Source organism: Rhizobium sp. CFBP 13726 (assembly GCF_014841925.1).
Lineage (GTDB): Bacteria > Pseudomonadota > Alphaproteobacteria > Rhizobiales > Rhizobiaceae > Neorhizobium > Neorhizobium soli.
Map to the genome: position 1 here is coordinate 470,495 of NZ_JACYUU010000003.1, position 24,527 is coordinate 495,021.

At 61.2% G+C, this 24,527-nt stretch carries 20 protein-coding genes; 15 read left to right on the plus strand and 5 right to left on the minus strand.

Annotation, left to right across the window (positions count from 1 at the left end):
• The first annotated feature begins 269 nt into the window (after positions 1-269).
• Entirely contained in the window at positions 270-1,604 is a 1,335-nt protein-coding gene (locus IFT66_RS16285; protein ID WP_192078231.1) for an aspartate aminotransferase family protein, read from the plus strand.
• A 91-nt stretch (positions 1,605-1,695) separates the two neighbouring features.
• Here IFT66_RS16285 and IFT66_RS16290 read toward each other — a convergent pair whose 3' ends face one another.
• Together IFT66_RS16290 and IFT66_RS16295 are read right to left on the minus strand one after the other, a co-directional pair.
• Positions 1,696-3,273, minus strand: coding sequence for a PQQ-dependent sugar dehydrogenase (locus IFT66_RS16290; RefSeq protein WP_192078232.1), 1,578 nt, complete (start codon positions 3,271-3,273; stop codon positions 1,696-1,698).
• 3 nt (positions 3,274-3,276) lie between these two features.
• A complete protein-coding gene (locus IFT66_RS16295) occupies positions 3,277-3,717 on the minus strand; it encodes a DUF2231 domain-containing protein (RefSeq protein WP_192078233.1) in 441 nt (146 codons plus the stop codon).
• A gap of 123 nt (positions 3,718-3,840) precedes the next feature.
• Here IFT66_RS16295 and IFT66_RS16300 point away from each other — a divergent pair, with 123 nt between their 5' ends.
• Positions 3,841-4,434, plus strand: a complete 594-nt coding sequence (locus IFT66_RS16300) for a DNA-3-methyladenine glycosylase (RefSeq protein ID WP_249406465.1) — start codon at positions 3,841-3,843, stop codon at positions 4,432-4,434.
• 10 nt (positions 4,435-4,444) lie between these two features.
• Here IFT66_RS16300 and IFT66_RS16305 read toward each other — a convergent pair whose 3' ends face one another.
• The 3 genes from IFT66_RS16305 to bcsN form a co-directional block, all read right to left on the minus strand.
• A complete protein-coding gene (locus IFT66_RS16305; RefSeq protein ID WP_192078235.1) occupies positions 4,445-6,919 on the minus strand; it encodes a cellulose biosynthesis cyclic di-GMP-binding regulatory protein BcsB in 2,475 nt (824 codons plus the stop codon).
• A 5-nt stretch (positions 6,920-6,924) separates the two neighbouring features.
• A complete protein-coding gene (gene bcsA / locus IFT66_RS16310) occupies positions 6,925-9,096 on the minus strand; it encodes a UDP-forming cellulose synthase catalytic subunit (RefSeq protein ID WP_062453845.1) in 2,172 nt (723 codons plus the stop codon).
• 74 nt (positions 9,097-9,170) lie between these two features.
• Complete coding sequence (gene bcsN, locus IFT66_RS16315; RefSeq protein ID WP_162238117.1) at positions 9,171-10,217, minus strand: cellulose biosynthesis protein BcsN; 1,047 nt, start codon at positions 10,215-10,217, stop codon at positions 9,171-9,173.
• Between the two features lie 242 nt (positions 10,218-10,459).
• On the opposite strand from bcsN, the gene IFT66_RS16320 reads away from it, so the two are divergent.
• The 13 genes from IFT66_RS16320 to visN all read left to right on the plus strand — a co-directional run bounded on the left by IFT66_RS16320 (position 10,460) and on the right by visN (position 24,522).
• The gene (locus IFT66_RS16320; RefSeq protein WP_207105888.1) at positions 10,460-12,853 is read left to right on the plus strand and encodes a tetratricopeptide repeat protein; all 2,394 of its coding nucleotides are present in this window, start codon (positions 10,460-10,462) and stop codon (positions 12,851-12,853) included.
• Between the two features lie 440 nt (positions 12,854-13,293).
• Complete coding sequence (locus IFT66_RS16325) at positions 13,294-14,916, plus strand: globin-coupled sensor protein (RefSeq protein ID WP_174195614.1); 1,623 nt, start codon at positions 13,294-13,296, stop codon at positions 14,914-14,916.
• On the plus strand, positions 14,916-15,209 hold the full coding sequence (locus IFT66_RS16330) for an STAS domain-containing protein (RefSeq protein WP_062453840.1): 294 nt from the start codon (positions 14,916-14,918) through the stop codon (positions 15,207-15,209). Before IFT66_RS16325 ends, IFT66_RS16330 begins: the two co-directional genes overlap by 1 nt.
• 2 nt (positions 15,210-15,211) lie before the next feature.
• A complete protein-coding gene (cheY1, locus tag IFT66_RS16335; RefSeq protein WP_062453839.1) occupies positions 15,212-15,577 on the plus strand; it encodes a chemotaxis response regulator CheY1 in 366 nt (121 codons plus the stop codon).
• Between the two features lie 16 nt (positions 15,578-15,593).
• Positions 15,594-17,813 (plus strand): chemotaxis protein CheA, encoded by a 2,220-nt coding sequence (locus IFT66_RS16340; RefSeq protein WP_062453838.1) that lies wholly within the window; start codon positions 15,594-15,596, stop codon positions 17,811-17,813.
• Positions 17,814-17,818: 5 nt separating this feature from the next.
• Entirely contained in the window at positions 17,819-18,298 is a 480-nt protein-coding gene (locus IFT66_RS16345; protein WP_192078237.1) for a chemotaxis protein CheW, read from the plus strand.
• Positions 18,295-19,203 carry a protein-glutamate O-methyltransferase CheR gene (gene cheR / locus IFT66_RS16350; RefSeq protein ID WP_062453836.1) on the plus strand — a complete coding sequence of 303 codons (909 nt, stop codon included), beginning with the start codon at positions 18,295-18,297 and terminating at the stop codon, positions 19,201-19,203. The genes IFT66_RS16345 and cheR overlap by 4 nt, the downstream gene beginning before the upstream one ends.
• The gene (cheB, locus tag IFT66_RS16355; protein WP_062453835.1) at positions 19,200-20,240 is read left to right on the plus strand and encodes a protein-glutamate O-methylesterase CheB; all 1,041 of its coding nucleotides are present in this window, start codon (positions 19,200-19,202) and stop codon (positions 20,238-20,240) included. The genes cheR and cheB overlap by 4 nt, the downstream gene beginning before the upstream one ends.
• Positions 20,240-20,629 carry a response regulator gene (locus tag IFT66_RS16360; protein WP_062453834.1) on the plus strand — a complete coding sequence of 130 codons (390 nt, stop codon included), beginning with the start codon at positions 20,240-20,242 and terminating at the stop codon, positions 20,627-20,629. The genes cheB and IFT66_RS16360 overlap by 1 nt, the downstream gene beginning before the upstream one ends.
• Complete coding sequence (gene cheD, locus IFT66_RS16365; RefSeq protein WP_062453833.1) at positions 20,626-21,183, plus strand: chemoreceptor glutamine deamidase CheD; 558 nt, start codon at positions 20,626-20,628, stop codon at positions 21,181-21,183. Before IFT66_RS16360 ends, cheD begins: the two co-directional genes overlap by 4 nt.
• 31 nt (positions 21,184-21,214) lie before the next feature.
• On the plus strand, positions 21,215-21,604 hold the full coding sequence (gene cheT, locus IFT66_RS16370) for a chemotaxis protein CheT (protein WP_062453832.1): 390 nt from the start codon (positions 21,215-21,217) through the stop codon (positions 21,602-21,604).
• A gap of 148 nt (positions 21,605-21,752) precedes the next feature.
• Complete coding sequence (gene fliF / locus IFT66_RS16375; protein WP_192078238.1) at positions 21,753-23,435, plus strand: flagellar basal-body MS-ring/collar protein FliF; 1,683 nt, start codon at positions 21,753-21,755, stop codon at positions 23,433-23,435.
• Between the two features lie 370 nt (positions 23,436-23,805).
• Positions 23,806-24,522, plus strand: a complete 717-nt coding sequence (gene visN / locus IFT66_RS16380) for a transcriptional regulator VisN (RefSeq protein ID WP_082471832.1) — start codon at positions 23,806-23,808, stop codon at positions 24,520-24,522.
• Positions 24,523-24,527 lie beyond the last annotated feature (5 nt).

Consider the following 24,527-nt stretch of genomic DNA (forward strand, 5'->3'; position numbering starts at 1 on the left):
CAGATGCAGTTTTGACTAATTCTACGCTGATCGATTCGACAACGTTTGATCCGAGGTTGAGGCTATCGAGATGACAGCACACGGTTTTCCTCGTCGCGACAATCTACGCCTCGGTATCCGGCCGCATAGCCCTGAGCGGGGGAGGCATTTCCACCAGATTGACATCCGCTTTCGGAGCCCACTCCCGCACGAGATGCACCCCCACCACAAAAAGACTTGTTCGCCACCGAAAAATCCGTGACATCTACCCTATCGAACAGGAGGCTTTCATGGACCACGCCAGCAAGACGAACGCGCTCAATCTTGACAATTTCTGGATGCCGTTTACGGCAAACCGCCAGTTCAAGGCGACGCCGCGTCTGCTCGCGCAGGCGGATGGCATGTATTACACCGATGTCGACGGCAACAAGGTTCTCGACGGCACGGCGGGGCTGTGGTGCTGCAATGCCGGCCATGGTCGCAAGAAGATCGCACAGGCCGTCGAACGCCAGCTCACCACCATGGATTTTGCCCCGACCTTCCAGATGGGTCATCCCATCGCGTTCGATTTCGCTACGAAACTGGCGGAGCATGCGCCGGGTGGTGCCGCCGCCAAGCTGGATCGTGTCTTCTTTACCGGTTCCGGTTCCGAATCTGTCGATACCGCACTCAAGATCGCCATTGCCTATCAGCGGTCGATCGGGCAGGGGACCCGCACCCGTTTCATCGGTCGCGAGAAGGGCTATCACGGCGTCGGCTTCGGCGGCATTTCGGTCGGCGGTCTCGTCAACAATCGCCGTGTCTTTCCGCAGATCCCGGCAGACCATATGCGTCACACGCTCGATATCGAGCGCAACGCCTTCTCGAAGGGATTGCCGGCGCATGGCATCGAGCTTGCCGACGATCTCGAACGTCTCGTCGGACTGCACGGGGCGGAAACCATCGCAGCCGTGATCGTGGAGCCGATGTCAGGCTCCGCCGGCGTCATCCTGCCGCCCAAGGGCTATCTCGAAAAGCTGCGCGCAACGGCCACGAAACACGGCATTCTTCTGATTTTCGACGAAGTCATCACCGGCTTTGGCCGTCTCGGCATGCCGTTTGGCACGGACTACTTCGGTGTCGTGCCGGATCTCGTCACCACCGCCAAGGGCATTACCAACGGGACGATCCCGATGGGCGCGGTGTTTGCCAGCCGCACCATCTATGACGGACTGATGGCAGGGCCTGAGAACGCGATCGAGCTGTTCCACGGCTATACCTATTCCGGCCATCCGGTCGCCTGCGCCGCCGGTCTGGCGACCATGGAAATTTACGAGGAAGAGGGCCTGTTGACCCGCGCTGCCGGTCTTGCCGGCGAATGGGAAGCGGCGCTGCACTCGCTGAAGGGCTTGCCCAACGTCATCGACATCAGAAACCTCGGCCTGGTCGGCGCTGTGGAGCTGTCATCGCGCGAAGGTGCGATGGGCACGCGGGCCTACGATGTCTTTGTCGATTGCTTCCAGAAGGGACTGCTGGTCCGCGTGACCGGCGATACGATCGCGCTGTCGCCGCCGCTGATCATCGAAAAGGAGCAGATCGGCACCATCGTTTCGATGCTGGGCGATGCGCTGAAGCGCGCGGCCTGACGGTCAGCTGCAAAAAATGCAGCCGGTGGGTTTCACCGGCTGCACTTGATTTCATGTGTCTAACATCGACGCACGCTAGACCGTTTACGGTTCAGGGCCTTGCTGCTGGCGCGATGTCGGTCTGCGACGGCTGCAGCGTATCGCTCTTGCCCGACACTGGGGCCTGGCCGGTCAGCCGCTCTTCCGCGGGAGCGGTTGGTGCGGCAAGCGCCGGTTCTGTCGAACCCGCCGGCTGCGTACCCACTGCCGCGACCGGTGCCCGATCCGTCTTGTCGGTGGTCGCGGCCTGCTGTGCGGTTGCCGCGGTCTGGTCGGTGCCGATCGGCTGCGGAATGACCGTGCCGTCGGCATTGGCGACCCGCCAGACCGCGTTGCCGGAATCGTCGGCAACCAGAAGCGCCCCCGTTCCATCGATCCCGACACCGACAGGTCTGCCGCGCGCCTGATCGTTCTCGATAAAGCCTGTCACGACGTCCTGTGCCTTGCCAACAGGCTTGCCGTTTTCGAAGGGCACATAGACGACCTTGTAGCCGTTGAAGTGATCCCGGTTCCAGCTTCCATGTTCGCCGATGAAGGCACCGCTTGCGAAGGCGGACGGCATGGCGGAATTGGCCGAAAATGTCAGGCCGAGTGCTGCGACATGGCTGGACAGCGCGTAGTCCGGCGCGATCGCCCTTTCGACCATGTCCGGCCGTGGCGGGTGAACGCGAACGTCGACATGGTTGCCGTAGTAGCTCCACGGCCAGCCGTAGAAGCCATCTTCCTTCACCGACGTCATGTAGTCCGGCACCAGGTTCGGACCGAGTTCATCACGCTCGTTGACGACGGTGTAGAGAACGCCCGTATCCGGGTTGAAGGCAAGACCATTCGGGTTGCGTAGGCCGGATGCGAAGACGCGTGCCGCCCCCGTCTGACGATCGACTTGCCAGATCGCGGCGCGGCCCTTTTCAGCCTCGAGCCCGTTCTCCACGATATTGGAGTTCGAGCCGACCGAGACGTAGAGCATCTTGCCATCGGGGCTGAGCGCCAGATCCTTAGTCCAATGGTGGTTGATTGGCCCGCCAGGAAGCGGGGTCAGCACCTTTGGCGGCGCGGTAATCTCGTTCTGGCCGAGTTCATAAGGGTAGGCGATCACGGCGCTGGCCGAGGCCACGTAGAGCGTATTGTCCACCCAAGCCAGGCCAAACGGGGAATCGAGCTTGGTCAGAAGGTCGTGCCGTTCATCGACCGTGCCATCGCGATTGGTATCGCGCAGCAGAGTGATGATATTGGTTTCCTTCTCAGCGCCAATATCGCCGTGGGCGATCGACATGATCCAGCCGCGGATGAAATCCTTCGGCCTCGAGGTCGGCTCGCCTGCCGGTGCCTTGGATTGCACGACAAGCACATCGCCGTTCGGAAGCGTGTGGACGGTGCGCGGGCTCGAAAGATCCTTGGCGTAAACGGTAACCTTTAGGCCTTCAGGAACCTTCGGCGTTTCGCCATCCTTCCAGCCGATCACTTCCGCGACTTTCAGGTCGGGGATGAGCGGGTGCGATGGTTCCGGCAGGACAGGATCGAAGCCAATCTGCGAGTTGACGTCGAAGTCATTGCTTTGGGAAAAGGCCGGCAAGGCGGTGCCGAGCGACAGCGAAAGCGCGGAGGCAAAGAGAATGCGGGACGGCTTCATGGATCAGATCCTCCAGGCCAGGCGGGAATACTTGCGGGCGGAAATCGCGGCGGCGAAAACCGAGAGAACGAATGTGACGACAGAAATCGCCAGTCCGTAAGGCACAACGGCCGTCCAGCCGTCGCCGGCGTGAACAAGGCTGTTGAGGAAAGCCAGCGCCAGAATGACGATATAGATGACGATGGTGAGAAATGCCGGGCGCAGCGGCCGCGTTCTTGGACGAAGCATATCCAGCAGGCCAGCGACGATTGCAACGCCGCCGAAGACAAGGCCGGCAAACAGAAGCCAGGAGGAAAAGTTCTGCCACATCAGGTGACCATCGCTTAGCCAGAAGGCCAGGTCGGTCCCGAATGTCAGGGTGAAGCAGACGAAAGGAAAGGGAACGAAGAGGGACTGCAGCGGATAGGCCGCAGAGTCTCTGTTATCGGAAGAAAAAACAGTCATGAAAACGCTCCGGGAGGCAAAGAGCCAGGGAATGGACGCCAACCCGTGACGAGGCCCTTTGTTCCCTTGGCGCTATCGAGTGGTTAGGTTGGATCATGAACCGCAGAAATGGTGAGGCACGACATGGCACTGGCAGCCGGATTTTTCACGCGGTCCGCGGTGGATGTGGCGCGCGACCTGATCGGCGCTGAATTCGAGCTTTCGGGCGTCGGCGGCGTCATCGTCGAGACCGAGGCCTACCAGCCGGATGATCCGGCATCCCACAGCTTTCGCGGGCCGACGCCCCGCAACCTTGCCATGTTCGGGCCGGCCGGTCATGCCTATGTTTACCGTTCCTACGGCATACACTGGTGCGTGAATTTCGTTTGCACGCCGGGCAGCGCGGTGCTGATCCGGGCCTTGCAGCCCGTGAACGGCATTGCCGAGATGGAACACCGGCGGGGCAGGGCGGAGCCCCTGCTGTTATGCTCCGGCCCCGGACGCGTCTGCCAGGCGCTGGGAATCGGTATCGAGCATGACGGCCTGTCGCTCATGGAAGCGCCTTTCCGGCTTGCACCGCCGGTAACGCCGCCCTTGGTGGTCGCGGGACGGCGGATCGGCATCTCGCGTGGTATCGACCAGCCCTGGCGGTTCGGCCTTCAGGGATCGCTGCATGTCAGCCGACGCTTTACCGGCAAGGGAGGGCTGCCGGGGGACCCGACAGCCGCACGGGATTGACCTGCGGTGCCTATTTCCGACCGAGCCGGGTCAGCAGTCCACCGGTTGCCAGCCCCACGAGAATTGCACTCGCGACGAGAAGCAGTCCGTAGGACATGATGTTGTCCGACAGCCAGTTCGTTGCGATCAACCGTGCATTCGAGAGTGAAAAGTTTGCAGTCGGCGTGAAGTGGAACCAGTTGACCGGAACAATCACCGGATCTGCTTCGGAAACATCGTGCACGGACACGCGTCCGTCGAGCTGGTTCCACGCTTCGCGTGCCGAAAAGGCCTCCATCCCGGCGGAAAGCTCATCGCCCGTCGCGCCGATCACCGCCGTCCAGGTGCCGGTCTGGGTCGGATCGTTTTCCTGTGCGATGATCATTCCGGCGGTTTTCGGGGGCACATAGATCGCGTCACCGGCCGGCGCAAACCGCAGCATCGGTGCGGAGAGGTCAAAGTTCCGCTTGGCCCAATCCGCCACGGAAGAAAGCTGCCGGCCGAAGAAGTTGTTGCCGTTGCGATCCTGCCAGTCCTGGAGCGTCAATGACGCCCGGTCGGCCGGGACGTGATCGCTGTTCTCACCCCAGCTACCGCGGCTTTTCTGCTCGATGCCGAGATCCGTCAGGATATTGGCTGGAAATTCGGAGATCGCGCCGACAAACAGCGCATTGCGCCCGGCTATACGCGCCGTTGAAATCGTCACCGAGACCGGTATTGCCCGATGTGACGCGGTCGCGATCTTGCCAAGGAAAGTCGCCGCAGATCCGAGGGTCTTTTCATCGATCCGGCCGAGGAACAAAGGAACGGACTCGGTGCCGGTCGAGTAAGGAAAGCCGGTGCCCGACGTAGCGCCGAGATTGGGGACGCGGGCAATGCGGGCGAAATCCGGCATCTCGAACTGTGAAGTACCGAAGAGAGCAAACCGCGTGCTTTCATTCGCAGTGGCGCCCGGCGCGCAGGCCTTGTCCGACGCGGTCAGCAGCGCAGCTTCGAGCGTGATCGTGTTGACCCCAGGCTTGAAGTGACGCAGCGTCAGCTTGATCGGCAGGTGGCGCAGAATGGCGCCTCCGTCCGAGGTGATCGGAACGGTTGAGGCAATATTCCCATTGACGAAGACGTCGATGTGACTGCCCGGAAGAACGTCCGACACATAGGCGGCATCCAGCAGGATGCGCGCTTCGCCATAGGCGTTCGCGTAGAAATCCGCCGGAACGCCGATTGTGAACTCGGTACGGTAAAGCCGCCCGGAAAACTCTTCGCTGCTGACCCCGAGAGAATTGAAATCAATCGATTTCTCGGCAAACAGGAATGGCGTATCGATGCCGCGCCAGCTCGAGGTCGCCAGTGTATCGCGGCGCTGGATGCTGCCGCCATCGGTGGAGGCAACGAAACTGTCGATAAGGCCCTGAAGCGCCGGCCAGCTGGGTCCCGACAGGACCAGAGCGGAGGATCCGTGCCCGGGGTAATCGGTAAAGCTTGCAACGGCTGCACTGGAAGCGGCTGCCGCCAGGTTCGGAAGGATCGGTCGAAGCTCGTCCGGTGTCCCCACGAAGACCGCAAGTTCGCCGGGCCTCAGATCGGGCGTGATGGTTTTCTGGAAGGAAAACGACTGGTTCGGCATGCCGCCCACCAGCGATAGTCCCTGCGCAAGCCGCATCAGAACATCCGTCGCGCCCAGCTGGTCGAGCGCCGGCACGATCAAGCGGAACCGTGTCTTACCGCTGCCGTCGACGCCGACTGCCCTGACATCGTCCAGTCGGTTGAACCGGTCGCTACGCTCGTCGTCGAACGCCAGGAACGTCCGCTTCGGGTCGATGTCGGTCCAGAGTTCGAACGTGGATTCGACCGTGCAGTCGGTGCGGTGACGCTGATTGGCCGCGAACCGTACCATATTGCCGCCCGCCTTCAGAACGCCCGGCGGTATGTCGAGCACCCTTTCGAACGGCTGGTCGGGCGATGCAATCTTGTCGCCATAGATCTCGACGTCGTTGATCGTCACGGAAAGGCGCGAGGCCTCCGGCGCGACGACGATCGAGTTCTGGTACGTGAGGTGCAGCTTTGCACCCGTCGCCGCCTGCTCCTCGGTCAGGTAGACGGACCAGGAACGCTGCTGGACCTCGCCGTTCAGGCGCAGCGACGGGGCAGGGATGAGGTAGCGCCGCGCCGTTTCGGTCGAAGCCTTGGCTGCCGCCTGAGGAGCAGGGGCCGTTACCGGAGAGGGAGAAGCGGTGGCCGCCGGTGCCGGTGCCGCGGGCGTTTTCGGAGCGGCTGGAATGGGCCGTTGAACCTGTGGCACAGGTGCCGGAGCCGGGGTCTGCGGTGAAGGCGGCGCGGTCGGGGTTACACCTTGGCGGGATCGCTCCGGACCCATGTCGAATGGCGATGATGCGGGTGCTGGCGATTGAGCGGGTTGCTGCGCAAGCGACGAGACCGACAGGGCGCCGGTCGATGCCAGCATGGCCGCGACGAAGAGAAGGCGGGGGAAGCGTGTATTGGTGATCATGTCGCTCAACCTTCCTTCGTCGTCTGGCTCTTGCCCAGATCCTTCAACAGGTAGCCGAGGCCGCGGGTCGTCTGATAGGCGGCAAGACCCAGGAACCAGATCGTGCCGCGCAAGAGACCGGGGTTGTAACGTCGCGAGGTCTGGAATTGTGTCCACTGGCTGGAATTGGCGAATATGAGATCGGCGATCAAACGGTGATCGGTGGATTTCTGGGGCATGTAGCGGCACCCCGCCGTTGTCACGTCGCCGACCGTATCGAAGTTGCGGATTTCGATCGGCAAATCGCTGATCGGCAGGTCGCTGAACGGCTGGAACCGGAGCACACCCATGGCACCGTTCGCGATGTCCCTGGCGCCTTCCGTATAGATCTGCAGTGCTGCACCATTGACCGAAACATCCTCGATCGTCGCCGTGAACCAGCGGTCGCCGATCCCGAATTCGCAACGCCGGCTGACGCGGATACGGCGGGACGACTGCTTCTCTCCACGTTCGGAAACAACGCCGAGCGCACAGCCCGCAATGATGATGTTGAGAAGATTCCAGCCGCCCACGACCAGCGTCACGTCCGCCTTGAACGGCTCGGTATAGACCCGGTAGATGCTGATGAAGAAGGCAATGACGAGAACGCAGAAGATCACGAAGAACGGCCGGCTGATCTCCGAAAGTCGGCTGACGGACACGGACTCGTCCTTCGCCGTCACCTTGAAGGTCGGCTTGCGCGGATTGAGCATGACCGAAACGACAGCCGGCAGCAGGTGCACGGTCTGGACGTATTCGTAGAGCTCCGAAATCCACGGCCAGCGGAACGACCCATAGAGGTAGTTCTGCATCAGCATGTTTACGATCATGTAGGTCAGCGAGTAGACGAGGAACTCGCCGCCGGACGAGGTGAAGATCTGCAGATCGAAGAACAGATAAAACAGCGGCGCAAACAGGAAGATCGTCCGCGGGAAGGGAAACAGCCAGAATAGCGTCGAGGACATGTAGCAGAGGCGCTGCGGGAAGGAGAGCCCGCGCTTGAGCGGCGGGAAGCGGAACCGCAGGATCTGCATCATCCCTTGCGCCCAGCGCGAGCGCTGGCCGATGAAGCTGGCGAAGGTCGCCGGCTGCAGGCCGGCAATCAGTGGGCGGTCGACATAGATGCTGTGCCAGCCGAGACCGTGCAGATCGAGCGCGGTTTCACAGTCTTCCGTGATGCTGACGCCGCTGAAACCGTTGGAGACTTCGAGCGCCTTGCGATTGAGAACGGCCGCGGAGCCGCAGAAAAAGGCGGCATTCCACTTGTCGAGACCACGCTGGATGATGCCGTAGAACATCTCGTTCTCGCTCGGCATCTTCTCGAATGTGCGCAGGTTGCGCTCGACGGGATCAGGATTGAGGAAGAAGTGCGGTGTCTGCACGAGGAAGAGTTTCGGCTCCTTCTCGAAATAGTGGACGGTTTCCAAGAGGAAGTCGCGCGTCGGAGCGTGATCGGCGTCGAACACGGCGATCAGATCGCCGCTCGAATGGGCAAGCCCGTTGTTGAGATTGCCTGCCTTGGCGTGTTCGTTGCGCTCGCGGGTCAGGTATTTGACGCCGAGGTCTTCGCAAAGCTGGTTGAGGGCCTTGTAGCGCGCATCCGCAGCCCGTGCATCCGCCACGTTGTCGGCGCGGCGCTTCTGCAGCGTGCTGCCGTCATCGAGCAGCCAGACGGTCAACTTGTCGGCCGGGTAATCCATGTTGCGGCAGGCTGCAAGCGTGTTGGCAAGCAGCGTCTCGTCCTCGTTGTAAGACGGCACGAAGACGTCGACGCTCGGAAGCGGTCCTTCCGTGCGGCCATGCGGCTTTCGCGCCGGCAGCGGCATGGCAACGACGAAGAGGCTGAGCGCCAGCATCATCACGCTGTACATCTCGGCCAAGTAGACGAGCATGCCGGGAATGAAGTTCTCCAGCTGGTTCACCGGCGGCAGCGTGCTCGTCGTGCGCCAGTAGACGTAGCGCATCACCATCGCGGTGCCGAAGGCGAGAGCCACGAGACGCCATTTGCCGTCGGCGTTGAGCATCTTGATGATGATCATCACCGTGACGATCAGGACGCTCGCGATCAACTGGGTGCGCGTGTTGATCGGCAGGGTGACCAGGGTCACGATCATGATCGTGGCGAGAACCCACACGATGGCAGAAATAAAAGTACGCATCGCCGGATTACCTTTGCGGTTCGATCGACCGGATTACGGTTGGCAGGATCACGACGGGATTGCCGGCCTGACGCTCAGCGACATACGACATTGGCACCCTCCGCCTGTGTCGAGCAGGAAGGCGAAGGAACCGTGACGCGCGGAGCGGCTGCGGGTGTCAGTGACCTCGGGGACGCAGCAGCGTCCGAGGGTGCTGACGGACTGAGGCCTGCGGGAGAAAGGGCGGAAACGCTGGGGATCCTTGGCCCCACCGGCTGCATGACAGGCTCCATCATGCTGCTGGCAACCGGTGCTACGGCTGGCCGGACCGGCGCCGCAGGGGCTGCGCGGCGGATCATCGGCGCAGCTTGTCGTTGCGGCAGGACCGGAACGATAGCTTCCGTCGAGGCAGGACGCGGGTAGGTCGGAGCGCCGGTTCGTCCGATTTCAGGCGAAAGCGGGCTCGCATCGCCATAGGGATTCCAGCCGAGCGAGTCGACGGAGGCGTTGATAGTGAAATTGTACATGAAGGCGAGAAGCGCCTGCTCCGTCGCGCCGGCCTCGCAGATCCGCACGCGGATCTGGATCGAGCCGTAATTATCGACCGGCGACATCTTCTGCGCCTGCGAGCGGATCTGCTGCCATCCGTAGAGGCAAAGATCGCTGCCCCTGCCGCGCCCGAACGCATAGCCGAACGGGCCATAGCTGTTCTGGACGTAAAATTGCGACCGCACCATCCTTACACCGGGAAACCCGGATGCCATTTCGCGGGCCGTGCCGCTTTGCGAGACCATTTTCGACGTCAGCCGGTTCGAGCTATAGCTGAACGCGCTCTTCGTGCCGAAGAACTGCGCCTTGATGAAGTTCTGGCCGGGCGTGAGTGCGGATGTGAAGAGCGGAATTTCCTGCTCGATGGCGTTGTCGTAGCGCCGCTCGATGACGCCGACGATACCGGGGCCGGATGGCGGGGGCATGACCATGGCTTCTTCCGCCTGCACGGTCTTCACCAGGGCGCCCGGCTGGATCGGAGCTCCGCCGCAACTTGCCAGGACGAGAGGCAGCAATCCTGCGATGGCAATTGCGAAGCTTCGGCGGTCGCTGCGTACGAACCGGCGAACTTCGGCAAATGATCTTTTCGTCATGGGCACTCGCATATAATGGCGCATCTACTGGACAGTCATCGTCCGATCGCTTCCGTCTCGATTTCCGCTTCCACAAAAGTCTACGCAACGAAGCGAATCGCGAGTCTTGCTTACAATTTGCTAAACAAATCTAAATTGTTCGTTAACCATATCAGCTCATTCTTACACATCATGGCGTTCATGCCATTGATACGCCTCGTTGCGGGGCAACAGGTCGGGGTTAGGATCGGGATCGGAAGTCCATGAAGGTTATGATGATCTCATTGACGGTGGTAGGTATCGCCGCTGTTGGATTCTGGAGCCTCGATAGACAATCCTCCAATGTCGACATGACGCAGCTGACCGGCGCCATCAGTCCCGACGCGCCCGCATGGGCAGACGGTATGCAGCCGCGTCCCAAGACCGAGCGGCTTACGGCTCAACTGCTCTCCTCCGACGAACCTTCCGCGCAGTCTCCGGGTGCAGCAGCGCTTGTGATCACGCAAACGCTGCCGAACGGATCCGCCACCGAACCGGCCGATACGCCTTCCCCGGCGCGTTCGGGCATGCCCTTGATCGCACAGTCCCCGGCCGCATCGTCGCCACCACCCTTGCAGCGTCCCGAAAACTTGACGGCGCAGCGCGGCAACACGCCGCCTCCGGTCGTCGTGGATGAAAGCGCCTTGCGATATTTTGCTGCCCGTGGCGACACGGCACGGCTTCAGGCCGAGATCTCGCGCCTGCGCGCGCTCTATCCGACCTGGTCGCCGCCCGCTGATCCGCTGGCTGTGCGCGCAAGCGGTGATCCACAGCTCGAAAACATGTGGCAACTCTATGCACAGTCGCGCTTTGCCGACGTGCGTAAGGCAATCGCCGACCGTCAGACTGCCGAGAGCGGCTGGCAGGCACCGGACGATCTCCTCGACCGGCTAAAGCTTGCCGAGGCACGTGTCAGCCTGACCGGCGCCTCCGACAGCAAGGATTACGACGTCGTCATCCGCATGGCGGCCGAAAACCCGAGCCTTCTCACCTGCAGCGAAATCGACGTCTTGTGGCGGGTGGCGGAAGCCTTTGCCGAGACCGAGCGACAGGGTCGCGCCCGGGATGCCTATCTCTACGTCCTGGACAATTGCGAGGACACCGCCGCGCGTGTCGCCACGGTGCAGAAGGCGAGTGAACTTCTTTCCTCCACCATGCTGGAAGATCTCCTCGCCAAGGAAAAAACTCCCGCCGGTGGTCAGCCGGAATTCGAGGGTCTGAGAAACGATCTCGCGCGCCGGTTTGTCAACGAAGCCGGCGACGATGCGAAACTGGTCGTCGGCCAGCAGTATGTCACGCGTCTCGAACAACTCGCGGAACGCGAGGGGCTCGCCTCGGACGCGCTGCTGCTGGGCTGGTATGCCTATCGCAGAGACAATCTCGGCGGTGCCGAGCGCTGGTTCCGGCGCGCCTATGGCAAGGAAGAGACGGCCTCCGCTGCTGAGGGGCTGGCGCTCACCCTGGTCCGCCAGAAGTCGCCGCTCGAAGCGGAAAACGTTCTCTATCGTTTCCGGGAAAGTTCCGAAGGCACCAAGGCGGCCTATCTTTCCGCCGTCGCCAATCTTCTTGCACTCGATCCTCCGCCCATGCTGCAGGAAGAGGTTCTGGCCCGCATGGCGCCTGTCGTGATCGCCGCCCGCGATGCCGACGCGGCACAACAGTTCGGCTGGTATGCAAGAGCAATGCGGCAGCTTCGCACAGCCGCCGAGTGGTTCGGGGCAGCACTCGCCTGGAAGCCGGATGACGAGCCCTCCGCCTACGGTCTGGCGCTGACCCGCAACGACCTGGGCGACCGGGCCGGTGTAGCTTCTCTCCAGCGTGCCTGGGGCGATCGTTCAGAGCGCATAGCAAATCTCGGCAGACCATCGGTAGCGGGCGTCGACGACCGGACAGGTTACCGTCGCCAACCGCCGCTGCCGAGCGTCAGGCCCGAGGATCGCACTGCAGAAGCCTATTCGCAGCAGGACGGACAACCCTATCAGCAACCGTCGCAACGCAGCGTTCAGCAACCCAACCCGCAGCGTGCCGCTGCAACCCGGCAGCCTGTTGCCGTGCAGCCGTCGGTCCGCCAGGCAACCAGATCCGCTCAGGCAAGCTCCGGGCCGCCATCGCGCGGTTGTGCTCTGACGGAACTCCGCCAGACCAATCCGGACCAGGCGCTATCGCGCGGCTGGTGCCTGATGGATCTGAACAGGCCGCTCGAAGCCGTCAAGGCTTTCGAGGTCGCGCAAAACAGTGCGTCCGACGTGGTCCGCTCCGATGCGTCCTATGGTCGAAGCCTTGCCTATCTGCGGGCAGGCCTGACGGATCAGGCATCTGTTGCCGCCGCCGCCGCCAAGCAGACCAACTCCCGCGCCGTGGAGCTTCAGAGCGCCATTCTTGCCAATCGCGCCCAAAGCTCCTTCAACCTCGGTCGCTACCGGGAGGCGCTCATCGCGCTCGATCAGCGCGCCCAGATCACGCCGGAACAGACGGATCTGATGATCCTGCGCGGCTACGCCTACCTCAATGTCGGTCGCAAGCCCGATGCGCGCAGAATTTTTCAGGCTCTTGCATCGACCGGAAGCAAGGACGGCCAACGAGCGCTGGCCGAACTGATCTGGCCGCCGGATAATTGAAACACCGCCGCAAGGTGAACTTCCAGATTAGATCCATTTGATTTTACTGCAAGTTTTAAAGCTTTTGGTTGAGCTGTTCTGCGCCTCTGTTTGTTGTCACCTTTGCGGACAGTCCGAGCGATGGCCGGTTTCTGACTTTGCTTGAAAGAGCATTTCACACCGCCCGTGTTAACCTTCGGGCAAGGAATTAACCATACATATTAGATAGACGGCGAATGGGATGTCCCGAGGGCTCCCAACAGGCATGAAGCCGCCAAGCCGTACCGGTCTGAATCCGGTATTTCTCATCGACAGATTACGAAATGCTTCGCGGTATAAGCGTCGCCACCGCAGACAGGTCATGGCCTGTCCCGGCACGCTCCCGCCCGTTTCGGATTTGCCTCGCTGGGCGGCAATACACCAACTCGTCGGGTTGGTCTGACTTTCATGCGGGGACGGTTTTGGTGCAGGACACGCCGACAGAACAGGGGCGACGGAGCCAGGCGGGCAGCCTGAGCGAACGCTTGGCCTTTGCTGGCCTCGACGGGGACCTACGCGACTTGCTGCGCCGGTGCCGGCCGCAGCTCGAACCGCATCTCAAAGCCGGATTGCGCGACTATTTTCACCGGCTGCAGTCCGTTCCCGAGGCTGCCGGTATCTTCGAAAGCGAACAGCAGATCGAACGCCTGCATGACCTCCAGGCGTCTCACTGGAGCGTGCTCAGCGACGCGCGCTTCGATGCACTGTACGCCGAACGGGTCAAACTCCTCTCCGATACCGAAAGCCGCATGGGTCTTGATCCGCGCTGGCACCTCGCCGGTCATTCGGTGATGCTAGAGCATCTGATCACCGGTGCGGTCGCCGGCATGTCATCCCGCTCCATTCTTCCGGCAAGTCGCAAGCGCGAACAGGAACTCAACGATCTCGTCAGCGCAATCGTGCGTCTCGTCATGGTCGACGCGGAGATCGCGGTGTCGTTGCGCTTTAACGAATTGCGCCTCAAGCACCAGCGTGCCCTGACCGAGCAGCGCCAGGCCGATCAGGCGCAGGCCGTTGAGACGTTCCTCTCCGTGGTTTCAGCGCTGGCCGATCGCGATCTGACCGCCAAGGTTCCGGACGACATGCCGGACGCCTATCGCGAACTCGGCGACATCCTCAACAGCGCCATCGGCGACCTCCGCACGACATTCGAGACCGTCGGAGAGACCGGAATCCAGGCGGACATGCTGACCGACGCTCTTTCCGAGAGCGCACGCACGTTCGCCAGAACTTCCGAGAATCAGTCCGCCCGCTTGCAAAAGTCCGGCGAAACGCTTTCGTCGATCGCTGCCGGTGTCCGCCAGAGTGCCGCCGGCACGGCTGCCGCCGAAAAGGCAACGGCCGCCACACGCCGGTCAGCGGAAGACAGCGGCAAGGTCGTAGGTCAGGCGATCAGCGCGATGGCGGATATCGAAGCGTCAGCCGAAAAGATCGGCCAGATCATCGGCACGATCGACGAGATCGCATTCCAGACCAATCTCCTCGCCCTCAATGCCGGCATCGAAGCCGCCCGCGCCGGCGACAGTGGCCGCGGCTTTGCGGTCGTCGCGCAGGAGGTGAGGGCGCTCGCCCAGCGTTCCGCCGAAGCCGCCCGCGAGATCAAGACGCTCGTCAACGGCACCAAGACGCAGGTCGATGCGGGTGTCGAAATGGTTCACCGCACGCAGGGCGCCATCGATGGCATCGTCCAGCAGGTGTCGGCCATCAACGACACGATTGCGGGCATAGCTCGCGATACCGGGGTCCAGGCGGAAGGCCTCGACGTCGTCACGGCACATGTCAGTGATCTCAGCCAAGAAGTCGCATCCAATGCCGTTCTTGCGCGTCGCTCGGGCGAAGGCGCGGACGAATTGCAGACGGTGATCCTGGAGCTTGGACGCACGGTTCGCGAATTCCGGATTGCGCGACAGGGCCGTTACGATGACGACCGCTCAAGACCGGCTGCACGCCGGCCGGAAATTGCCACCGACATCTCCCCGCGGGCCGCGGCGGAACGCATCGGTTCCTCAGAGACATTTTACTCCAAACGACAAGGAATAAGCTGATGGCGGCCAAGAAAGCCGGTCCGGGAAGTTTGAAACTGTCTTCCGTGCTGGACCTCAACGAGGCGTCCGCGCTGCACGCCAAACTGCTGTCCATGCGCGGTAGCGACATCGTCATCGATGCGTCCGGTGTCGAGCGTCTCGGCGTCCAGTGCGTCCAGGTCCTCGTCGCCGGCGCAAACGCCTGGGATGACGACAAGAAGTCCTTTGCCGTCCAAAAGCCTTCCGATGCCTTCGTCAAGACGATGCAGCTCATCGGCCTCGATACACAGAATTTGGTTGCTAAGGAGATTTAGCGATGAAGAAAAAAGTCCTGACCGTGGACGATTCACGGACGATCCGGAACATGCTTCTGGTCACTCTCAACAACGCCGGTTTCGAAACCATCCAGGCTGAAGACGGCATCGAAGGTCTCGAAGTCCTCGAAGGCTGCAACCCCGATGTGATCGTCACCGACATCAACATGCCGCGCCTCGACGGCTTCGGTTTCATCGAAGGCGTTCGCCGCAACGACAAGTACCGCGCCATCCCGATCCTGGTCCTGACCACGGAAAGCGACGCGGAGAAGAAGAACCGCGCCCGCCAGGCCGGTGCCACAGGTTGGATCGTCAAGCCGTTCGATCCCGCCAAACTGATCGATGCCATCGAGCGTGTAACCGCCTGAGCCAGGAAATCCTCCCATGGATATGAACGAAATCAAAGAGATCTTCTTTCAGGAATGCGAAGAACAGCTCGCTGAACTGGAATCTGGTCTGCTGAAGCTGAACGACGGGGACCGCGACCCCGAAACGGTCAACGCCGTCTTCCGCGCCGTTCATTCCATCAAGGGTGGAGCAGGCGCCTTCGGCCTCGATGATCTCGTGGGCTTTGCCCACGTCTTCGAGACGACGCTCGACTGCGTCCGGTCCAACAAGCTCGAGCCGAACCAGGACGTTCTGAAGGTGATGCTGAAATCGGCCGACGTGCTCGCCGATCTCGTCACCGCGTCCCGTGACGGCGGTGGTGTGGACGAGGCGCGATCACGCGGCCTCGTCAAGGAACTGGAAGCCCTTGCCCATGGCGAAATGCCTTCGGCCCATGCCGAAGTCGCAAAGCCTGCAAAGGCCGAGGCACCGAAGCCGAGCGATGACAGCGGTTTCCAGCCGATCCCTTTCACCTTCGATGGTTTCGACGACGACGTCCCGGCAGCAAAAGGGTCGGTCTACGAGATCGGCTTCAAGCCGCGCCACGATCTCTATGCCAAGGGCAACGAAGCAGCCCTCCTGCTGCGCGACCTGTCCAAGCTCGGCGAGATGAGCGTCGGCTGCGACATGGAGCAGCTGCCGACCCTCGACAAGCTGGATCCGGAAGCCTCCTATTTCAGCTGGAAAATCTCCCTGACGACCGAAAAGACCGAAGCCGATATTCGCTCGGTGTTCGAATTCGCCGAGTGGGACTGTGATCTCGACGTCAAGCTGGCCGCAGCAAAGCCAAGCGACGAAGAACTGCCGATGGTTCCGGTACCATTCGATCTCTCGTCGCTCGACGATGAGCTCGGCTCCGACACGAAGGCTGCCGACGAAGCAGCCGCCGTCGTGGCGACTGAAGCTGCCGCCAACGTCAGCAAGATGGCTGCCGCCGCGGCACGCGTCGAAAAGAAGGAAGCCGCAGCACCCGCGCCGGCTCCGGCCCAGGCCGCTGCCACAGCGGCCGCCGGCCAGACGATCCGCGTCGATCTCGATCGCGTCGATCGCCTGATCAACCTGGTCGGCGAGCTTGTCATCAACCAGGCGATGCTCTCGCAGAGCGTCATCGAAAACGATGCCAGCGGCACCTCCGCCGTCAATATGGGTCTCGAAGAGCTGCAGCAGCTGACGCGCGAGATCCAGGACTCGGTCATGGCGATCCGCGCGCAGCCGGTCAAGCCGGTCTTCCAGCGCATGTCGCGTATCGTCCGCGAAGTCGCAGACATGGTCGGCAAGCAGATCCGTCTGGTCACCGAAGGCGAGAACACCGAAGTCGACAAGACGGTTATCGACAAGATCGCCGAGCCGTTGACCCACATGATCCGAAACGCTGTCGACCACGGCATCGAAAGCCCCGAAAAGCGCGAAGCCGCCGGCAAGGATCCGGAAGGCACGATCAAGCTTTCGGCCAAGCATCGTTCGGGCCGCATCCTGATCGAACTGATCGACGACGGTGGCGGCATCAACCGTGAGCGCGTCAAGCAGAAGGCAATCGACAACGACCTGATTTCGCCGGATGCCAATCTGTCGGACGAGGAAATCGACAACCTCATCTTCGCGCCTGGCTTCTCGACGGCAGACACGATCTCCGACATTTCCGGCCGCGGCGTCGGCATGGATGTGGTCAAACGTTCGATCCAGGCACTTGGCGGCCGTATCTCGATCTCCTCGCGCCCGGGTCTGGGCTCGACCTTCACCATGAGCCTGCCGCTCACGCTCGCCGTCCTTGACGGCATGGTGGTAACGGTTGCCGGCCAGACGCTTGTCGTGCCGTTGACGGCGATCGTGGAGACATTGCAGCCGGAAGCGTCTGCCATCCACTCGTTTGGCGCAACGCAGCGGCTCATCTCGATCCGCAACTCGTTCTGCCCGCTGGTCGATGTCGGCCGCATCCTCAACTTCCGCGCCACACAGGCAAATCCGGTCGAGGGCGTGGCACTTCTGGTCGAATCCGAAGGCGGCGGTCAGCGCGCGCTGATGGTCGATGCCATCCAGGGTCAGCGTCAGGTCGTCATCAAGTCGCTGGAAGCCAACTACACCCATGTTCCGGGCATTGCCGCCGCCACCATCCTTGGTGATGGCCGCGTCGCTCTCATCCTGGATGTTGACGCAGTGGTCGCCGCGTCCCGCGGGCAGTCGCTCAGTCCGGAGATGTCGCTCGCTGCGACAGGTTGAACACAATGTCCTACGCTGTGAAAAATCTGACGCAGGCAAGCCGGGAGCTGATCGCTTTCCGGATCGGCGATCAGGAATTCAGCGTCAACATCATGTCTGTCCGCGAAATCCGCGGGTGGACGCCGGCAATGCAGCTGCCGCACGCTCCCGCCGATGTGCGCGGCGTGATCAATCTGCGCGGCGCCGTGCTGCCGATCGTCGATCTGTCGGCGCGGCTTGGAATTAAGGATGCCGAACCGACGGCGCGTCACGTCATCATCGTTGCGCAGGTCGGGAAACGGATTGTCGGCCTGCTGGTCGAGGCCGTTTCCGATATCCTTACGATTACAGACGAGAATATCCAGCCTGTGCCGGAGATTTCCTCCGACCTGGCGAAACAATACGCGAAGGGCATTCTGGCGTTCGATAAGCGGATGATCTGCATGATCGAGCTGGATCATCTCTTCCCCGAGACGTACCTCGAAAAGGAAAGCGAAGCCGCATGATGCCCCTGGGCGCCATAGAAGCCAGACAGTCGCCGGACGAAGTCCTCGCCAGCGGGGAATACCCGTTGACGCGCCGCGACCTGTCGGAGATAGCGGCGATGATCTACGCCGATGCCGGGATCTACCTCAACGATTCCAAGGCGTCGCTCGTCTATTCCCGCTTGTCCAAGCATATCCGCAACCTCGGACTGCGGGGCTTTCGGGAATACTGTACCCTGGTCGCCTCCGTCGAGGGCGCTCCGGCACGCCGGGAGATGCTGTCGCATCTGACGACAAACTTCACGCGTTTCTTTCGAGAGAACCACCACTTCGAGCACCTTCGGGACGAAGTCCTGCCCGGGCTGATCCAGCGTGCCCGCAATGGCGGACGTGTGCGCATATGGTCGGCGGCCTGTTCCGATGGGCAGGAGCCCTATTCGATCGCGCTGACGGTGCTGGGCCTTCTTCCCAACGCTGCCGACTATGATTTCCGCATCCTGGCAACCGATATCGACCCTAAGATCCTGGCTGCCGCGCGGGCAGGAGCCTATGACGAAGGTGCCCTCGAAACTGTTTCCCCGGCCATGCGCAAGCAGTGGTTCCGCGAGGTCGACGTCGGTGGCCGCCGCAAGTTCCAGGTCGATGATCGCGTCAAGAAGCTTATCACCTTCAACGAACTGAACCTGATGGCGCAATGGCCCTTCAAGGGCGGTTTCGACATCATCTTCTGCCGCAACGTCGTGATCTATTTCGACGAACCGACCCAGGTGAAAATCTGGTCACGCTTCTCCCAGCTTCTGCCGGAAGGCGGCCATCTCTATATCGGCCATTCGGAGCGGGTATCGGGCGAAGCGAAGAACACGTTCGATAATATCGGCATCACGACCTACAAATATATGGGCAAGAATGCCGGGAGGAAGGCATGATCGCACCGGCCAGAGTTCTCGTCGTCGACGATAGCCCGACCATGCGAGGCCTGATCACGGCCGTCCTCAATTCCGATCCCGATGTCAGCGTCGTCGGGCAGGCCAGCGATGCGATGGAAGCGCGTAGCGCCATCAAGCAGCTCAATCCTGATGTCGTGACGCTGGACATCGAGATGCCGAACATGAACGGCCTCGACTTCCTCGAAAAGATCATGCGTCTGCGTCCGATGCCGGTCATCATGGTCTCGACCATGACCCAGCGCGGCGCCGACGCAACGCTTGCCGCGCTCGAAATCGGTGCGTTCGACTGCGTCGGAAAGCCGGTGCCGGGAGACGTTCGCCCGTTCATGGATCTGGCTGAAAAGGTAAAGGCCGCGGCACGCTCTGCACGCCGACAGGTCAGTGCTCCGGTCTCAATGGTCCCGACGCCGGCATCAGATTACCGCAACGGTCGCAAGGTTGTGGCGATCGGATCTTCTACCGGTGGCGTTGAAGCGTTGATCGCAGTGCTGCAAAAGTTTCCGCTGAACTGCCCACCGACTGTAATCACTCAACATATGCCGTCCACGTTTACGAAAAGTTTTGCTGAACGGCTTAATCGTATCTGCGCTCCTGTGGTGCAGGAAGCGACCGATGGTGCGCGTCTTGAGATCGGCAAGATCTATCTCGCGCCTGGTGGCGACCGGCACCTTCAGGTGGTCAATCCGTCGGCGCCATGCTGCCGGCTGGTCGAACGCGATCCGGTGAACGGCCACAGGCCCTCGGTCGATGTCCTGTTTGATTCGGTCGCGGAGTTGGCTGGTCGCAATGCGGTCGGGGCTATCCTGACGGGCATGGGTCGCGACGGGGCTTCGGGACTGTTGAGGATGCGTAGCGCAGGCGCTCGCACGATCGGCCAGAACGAAAAGACATGTGTGGTCTACGGCATGCCGAGGGTCGCCTACGAAATTGGTGCAGTCGAGCAGCAGCTGCCGCTCGGCTCCATCGGAGACGAAATACTGAAACTAACTGCCGCCCGAAAAGAAGGTACCGAATAATGTCCCTCGCTGAAAAAATCAAAGTTCTGATCGTCGACGATCAGGTCACCAGCCGACTGCTGCTCAGCGACGCTCTGACACAGCTCGGTTTCAAGCAGATCACTGCCGCCGGCGATGGTGTGCAGGGCATGAAGATCATGGCCGAGCAGCCGCATCACCTGGTGATCTCGGACTTCAACATGCCGAACATGGACGGTCTGGGCCTGCTGCAGGCAGTGCGCACCAACCCGAACACCAAGAAGGCAGCGTTTATCATTCTGACGGCGCAGGGCGATCGCGCTCTGGTTCAGAAGGCTGCTCAGCTCGGCGCCAACAACGTGCTCGCCAAGCCATTCACAATCGAAAAGATGAAAGCTGCTATCGAGGCGGTGTTCGGAGCCCTTAAATGAACGACCCGGCAGGTGCCAAACGCGTCCATATTATCCAGGGCGAATTCAAGGTCGAAAGCGATCCCAATGTGGTTTTGTCGACGATTCTTGGCTCGTGCGTGGCTGCCTGCCTTCGTGATCCTGTCGCCGGTGTCGGCGGCATGAACCACTTCCTGCTTCCGGGCTCGGGCGGGGCAGCGTCGTCGGGGGGCGACGCGACCCGCTACGGCGTGCACCTGATGGAGTTGCTGATCAACGGTCTCCTGAAAAAGGGTGCCCGTCGTGACCGGCTCGAGGCAAAAATCTTCGGCGGCGCAAAGACGATTGCCAGTTTCTCCAATGTCGGCGAACAGAATGCGGCCTTCGCCGTGGAGTTCCTGCGTGACGAAGGCATTCCGGTGGTGGGGTCCTCGACCGGAGGCGATCACGGCCGCAAGCTGGAATTCTGGCCGGTCAGCGGCCGTGCCCGGCAATATCCTCTCACAGGCGCCGAAACGCAAAAGACGGTTGCGCTGGAGCAGCGTCCTGTCCGTACGCCACCAAAGCCCGTCGAAAGCTCGATCGAATTCTTTTAATTCTTACGCCTGGGTAAAGACGAGGAAATTCATGACTGAAATCACCGCCCCGATACGCGATTCCCTTGAGGAATCTCTGCCCGAGGTACTGATGCGCCTCGTCTCGGAGCTGCACGATGTCGCCTATCTGATCGAGCGTATCGAACCGCAGGTGTTGGAACTGGGCGGCCCGGGCCTGCTTCATTCACCCGACAGCGTGAAAGTGCTGCAGGGCATCGATCTCGCGGTGCAGAAAACGCGGGGTCTCGCAGAGTTCATCGATACCGTCACCGCGAGCATTCCGAGCGACTGGATGGTGGATCTGTCGACGGCTCTCAGCCTCGTCAAACTTGCCGACATGCAGAAGGCGCTGGCCAACGGGATGCGCCACGGCCACTCCCAGCCGCTCAACAAGGCCGCCGGAGACTTCGATTTCTTCTGACGTCACAGACTGTCTCTGACCCTGCTGCCAGGCCGCGCAATCATCATGCGGCAACCAGACACGACGTTTCGAAACGCTCGCGCAAGCTTCGCTCCCTAGGGTGATGCTGGGCATAGGCTCGAGATGTTATCTGGCGGCGTGGGACAGAATGAATCTGTTATCTCAATTTCCAACAATATTCAAAAATCTGGCCAGTCTTGGCCAGACACGATTGATCGCGCTGGGCGCCGTCGGCGTCGTTTCGATAGCGATCGTTCTGGCCGCTGCCCTTTATGTGAACAAGCCCTCCTATGAGGGACTGTATGTCGGTCTGGAAACAGCCGATCTCAATCAGATCAGCATCGCCCTTGCGGAAGCCAACATGCCCTTTGAGGTTGGCTCTGATGGCGCAAGCATCCAGGTGCCTGTCGGTATGACCGGCAAGGCGCGTCTGATGCTTGCAGAACGCGGTCTGCCCAACAGCGCCAATGCCGGCTACGAGCTGTTTGACAATGTCGGTTCGCTCGGTCTGACCTCCTTCATGCAGGAAGTCACGCGGGTGAGGGCGCTCGAAGGCGAAATCGGCCGTTCGATCCAGCAGATCTCCGGCGTGTCGGCCGCACGCGTCCACATCGTCATGCCTGATGCCGGCAACTTCCGTCGCGGCGAGCAGAAGCCGACGGCGTCCGTGATGATCCGTGCGAACGCATCCGCCGGTCGCAAAGCCGCTGCGTCTATCCGCCATCTCGTCGCCTCGGCCGTCCCGGGCCTCGAAGTCGACGACGTCACGATCCTCGATTCAACCGGCCAGCTTCTCGCCTCGGGTGACGATGGCAGCAACAGCCAGATCAGCCGTTCGCTCGGTGTGGTCCAGTCGGTCCAGCAGGAAATCGAAAACAACATCGACAAGGCGTTGGCACCCTTTCTCGGAATGGATAACTTCCGCTCCAGCGTGACTGCCGCCCTCAACACCGACAGCCAGCAGATCCAGGAAACCGTTTTCGACCCGAACTCCCGCGTTGAACGGTCGGTGCGCTCCACCAAGGAAGCTTCCAAGTCGCAGCAGGCCCAGAACGACAGCGCGACAACGGTCGAGCAGAACGTTCCCCAGGCCGCTCCTCAGGCCGGCGGCGACGGCGCTCCTAAATCCTCCGACCAGTCGGACAAGAAGGAAGAGCAGACCAACTACGAAATCAATCAGAAGACCACGGCGACAGTTCGCAACGGCTATCAGATTGAAAAGATTTCGATCGCCGTCGTCGTCAACAAGGGCCGTATTGCCAAGATGGTGGGCGAGCCCGCGGATCAGGCAAAGGTCGACGCCTATCTTGCCGAAATGCAGAAGATCGTGTCTTCGGCTGCCGGCATCAGCAGCGACCGCGGCGATGTCGTCACACTCACGGCCATGGATTTCGTCGAAACCCAGCTTCTCGACGAGGCCGCTTCGTCTGGTCCGGGTATGATGGAAGTGCTCAACCGTAATATCGGCGGCATCATCAACTCGCTTGCGTTCGTTCTTGTCGCCTTCCTCGTGGTCTGGCTTGGCCTTCGTCCTCTGGTGCGCACCGTCGGTGGCAACACCAGCGTCCCGGCCGGAGAGCTTACCGCCGATGCGGCCGGCCTCGAACTTCCCGACTTCTCACCGGGTGGCGCAAGCCCGGCGCTCATGGATGGCTTCGGCGCCGACTTCGGTTTCGACAGCTCGGACGATCTTATGGGCGGTGCCGACGACGGCGGCTTCAACCGCCGGGTCAAGGAAGGTCCGGAAAAACGTCTCTCCCGCATTGTCGAGATCTCCGAAGAGCGGGCCGCGAAAATCCTGCGCAAGTGGGCGATCGACAAAGCAGCCTAAACTGCCTTCACAAACATATGATCACAACAGGCCGGGCTCGTCCCGGCCTTGCTGCGTGGGCATTGCCATACAGTTGGCGCATTTTAGCCTCATTGATGAAGCCTTTATGGATGGAAGTGGGCAAAATCGGCGCTCGCGGCATAGCATTTCCAAAAGCGATTCCTACAATGGCCCTGATTCGTACGGCAACGTCTAGGCTTTGCACATGTGAAGTCTGATTCGGAATGGACCGGTCACGCCAGGGTATCGGCACCCGGAACTGCCTTAATTCTGGAAGCGGATGCCATACGTCGTTTGAACATACCGGTGTCGCCCTTCGGGGAGAGGAGCCGGTGGGGAGCAGATAACGGTGGAGTTGCCTGAAGCAGAGATGACGATCGACCAGCGCGCGTATCACGATGGACCTGGGTCGAAAATTATCTCCCGTGAACAACTGGTAAGACGGCTTTCGATCTTGTCGAGATCGAACAACGTTCAGGCTATCATGCGGCTGCTCGCAGACTACGTTGGCGCTTCGCATTTTCTTCTCGCCCGCTACGACCTCGTCCAGGAACACGGTCTCGATTTCATCGTAACCTCCAACTGGCCATTCGATCTCGTCCGACGGCTCGGGGCGGATCTGGCGAGTGGTTATGCGCGTTCGACGGAACTCGAAAAGTGTCTGTCGCTGCTGACCCCGAGCTTCGCGCTCCTGCCCGATGACATCACGCCGCCGGACGACATCAGCCGCCAATACTGTTCGCTGACATTCTGCGTCGGCAAAACCCGTTTCTCTCTGATGCTGCTTTTCCTGGAAGGCATCATCCTGTCACAGGAAAGACTTCGCGAAGTCGGACTGTTTGCATCCTATGGCGCAAGCTTTGCCGAGGCGCGCGATGCCAAGGCCGAACGCGACTTCGAACTGACGGAACGCGAGCTGGAATGCCTGTTCTGGATCGCCGAGGGCAAGACCAGCGATGAGATAGCGGTGATCCTCGGGATCTCCCGCAATACGATCAACAACTACATCACCAGCGTGATGCGTAAGACGGCAACCAAAACGCGGTCGGAAGCGATCGCTTATGCCGTACGCAACAATCTGGTTTAGGAAGG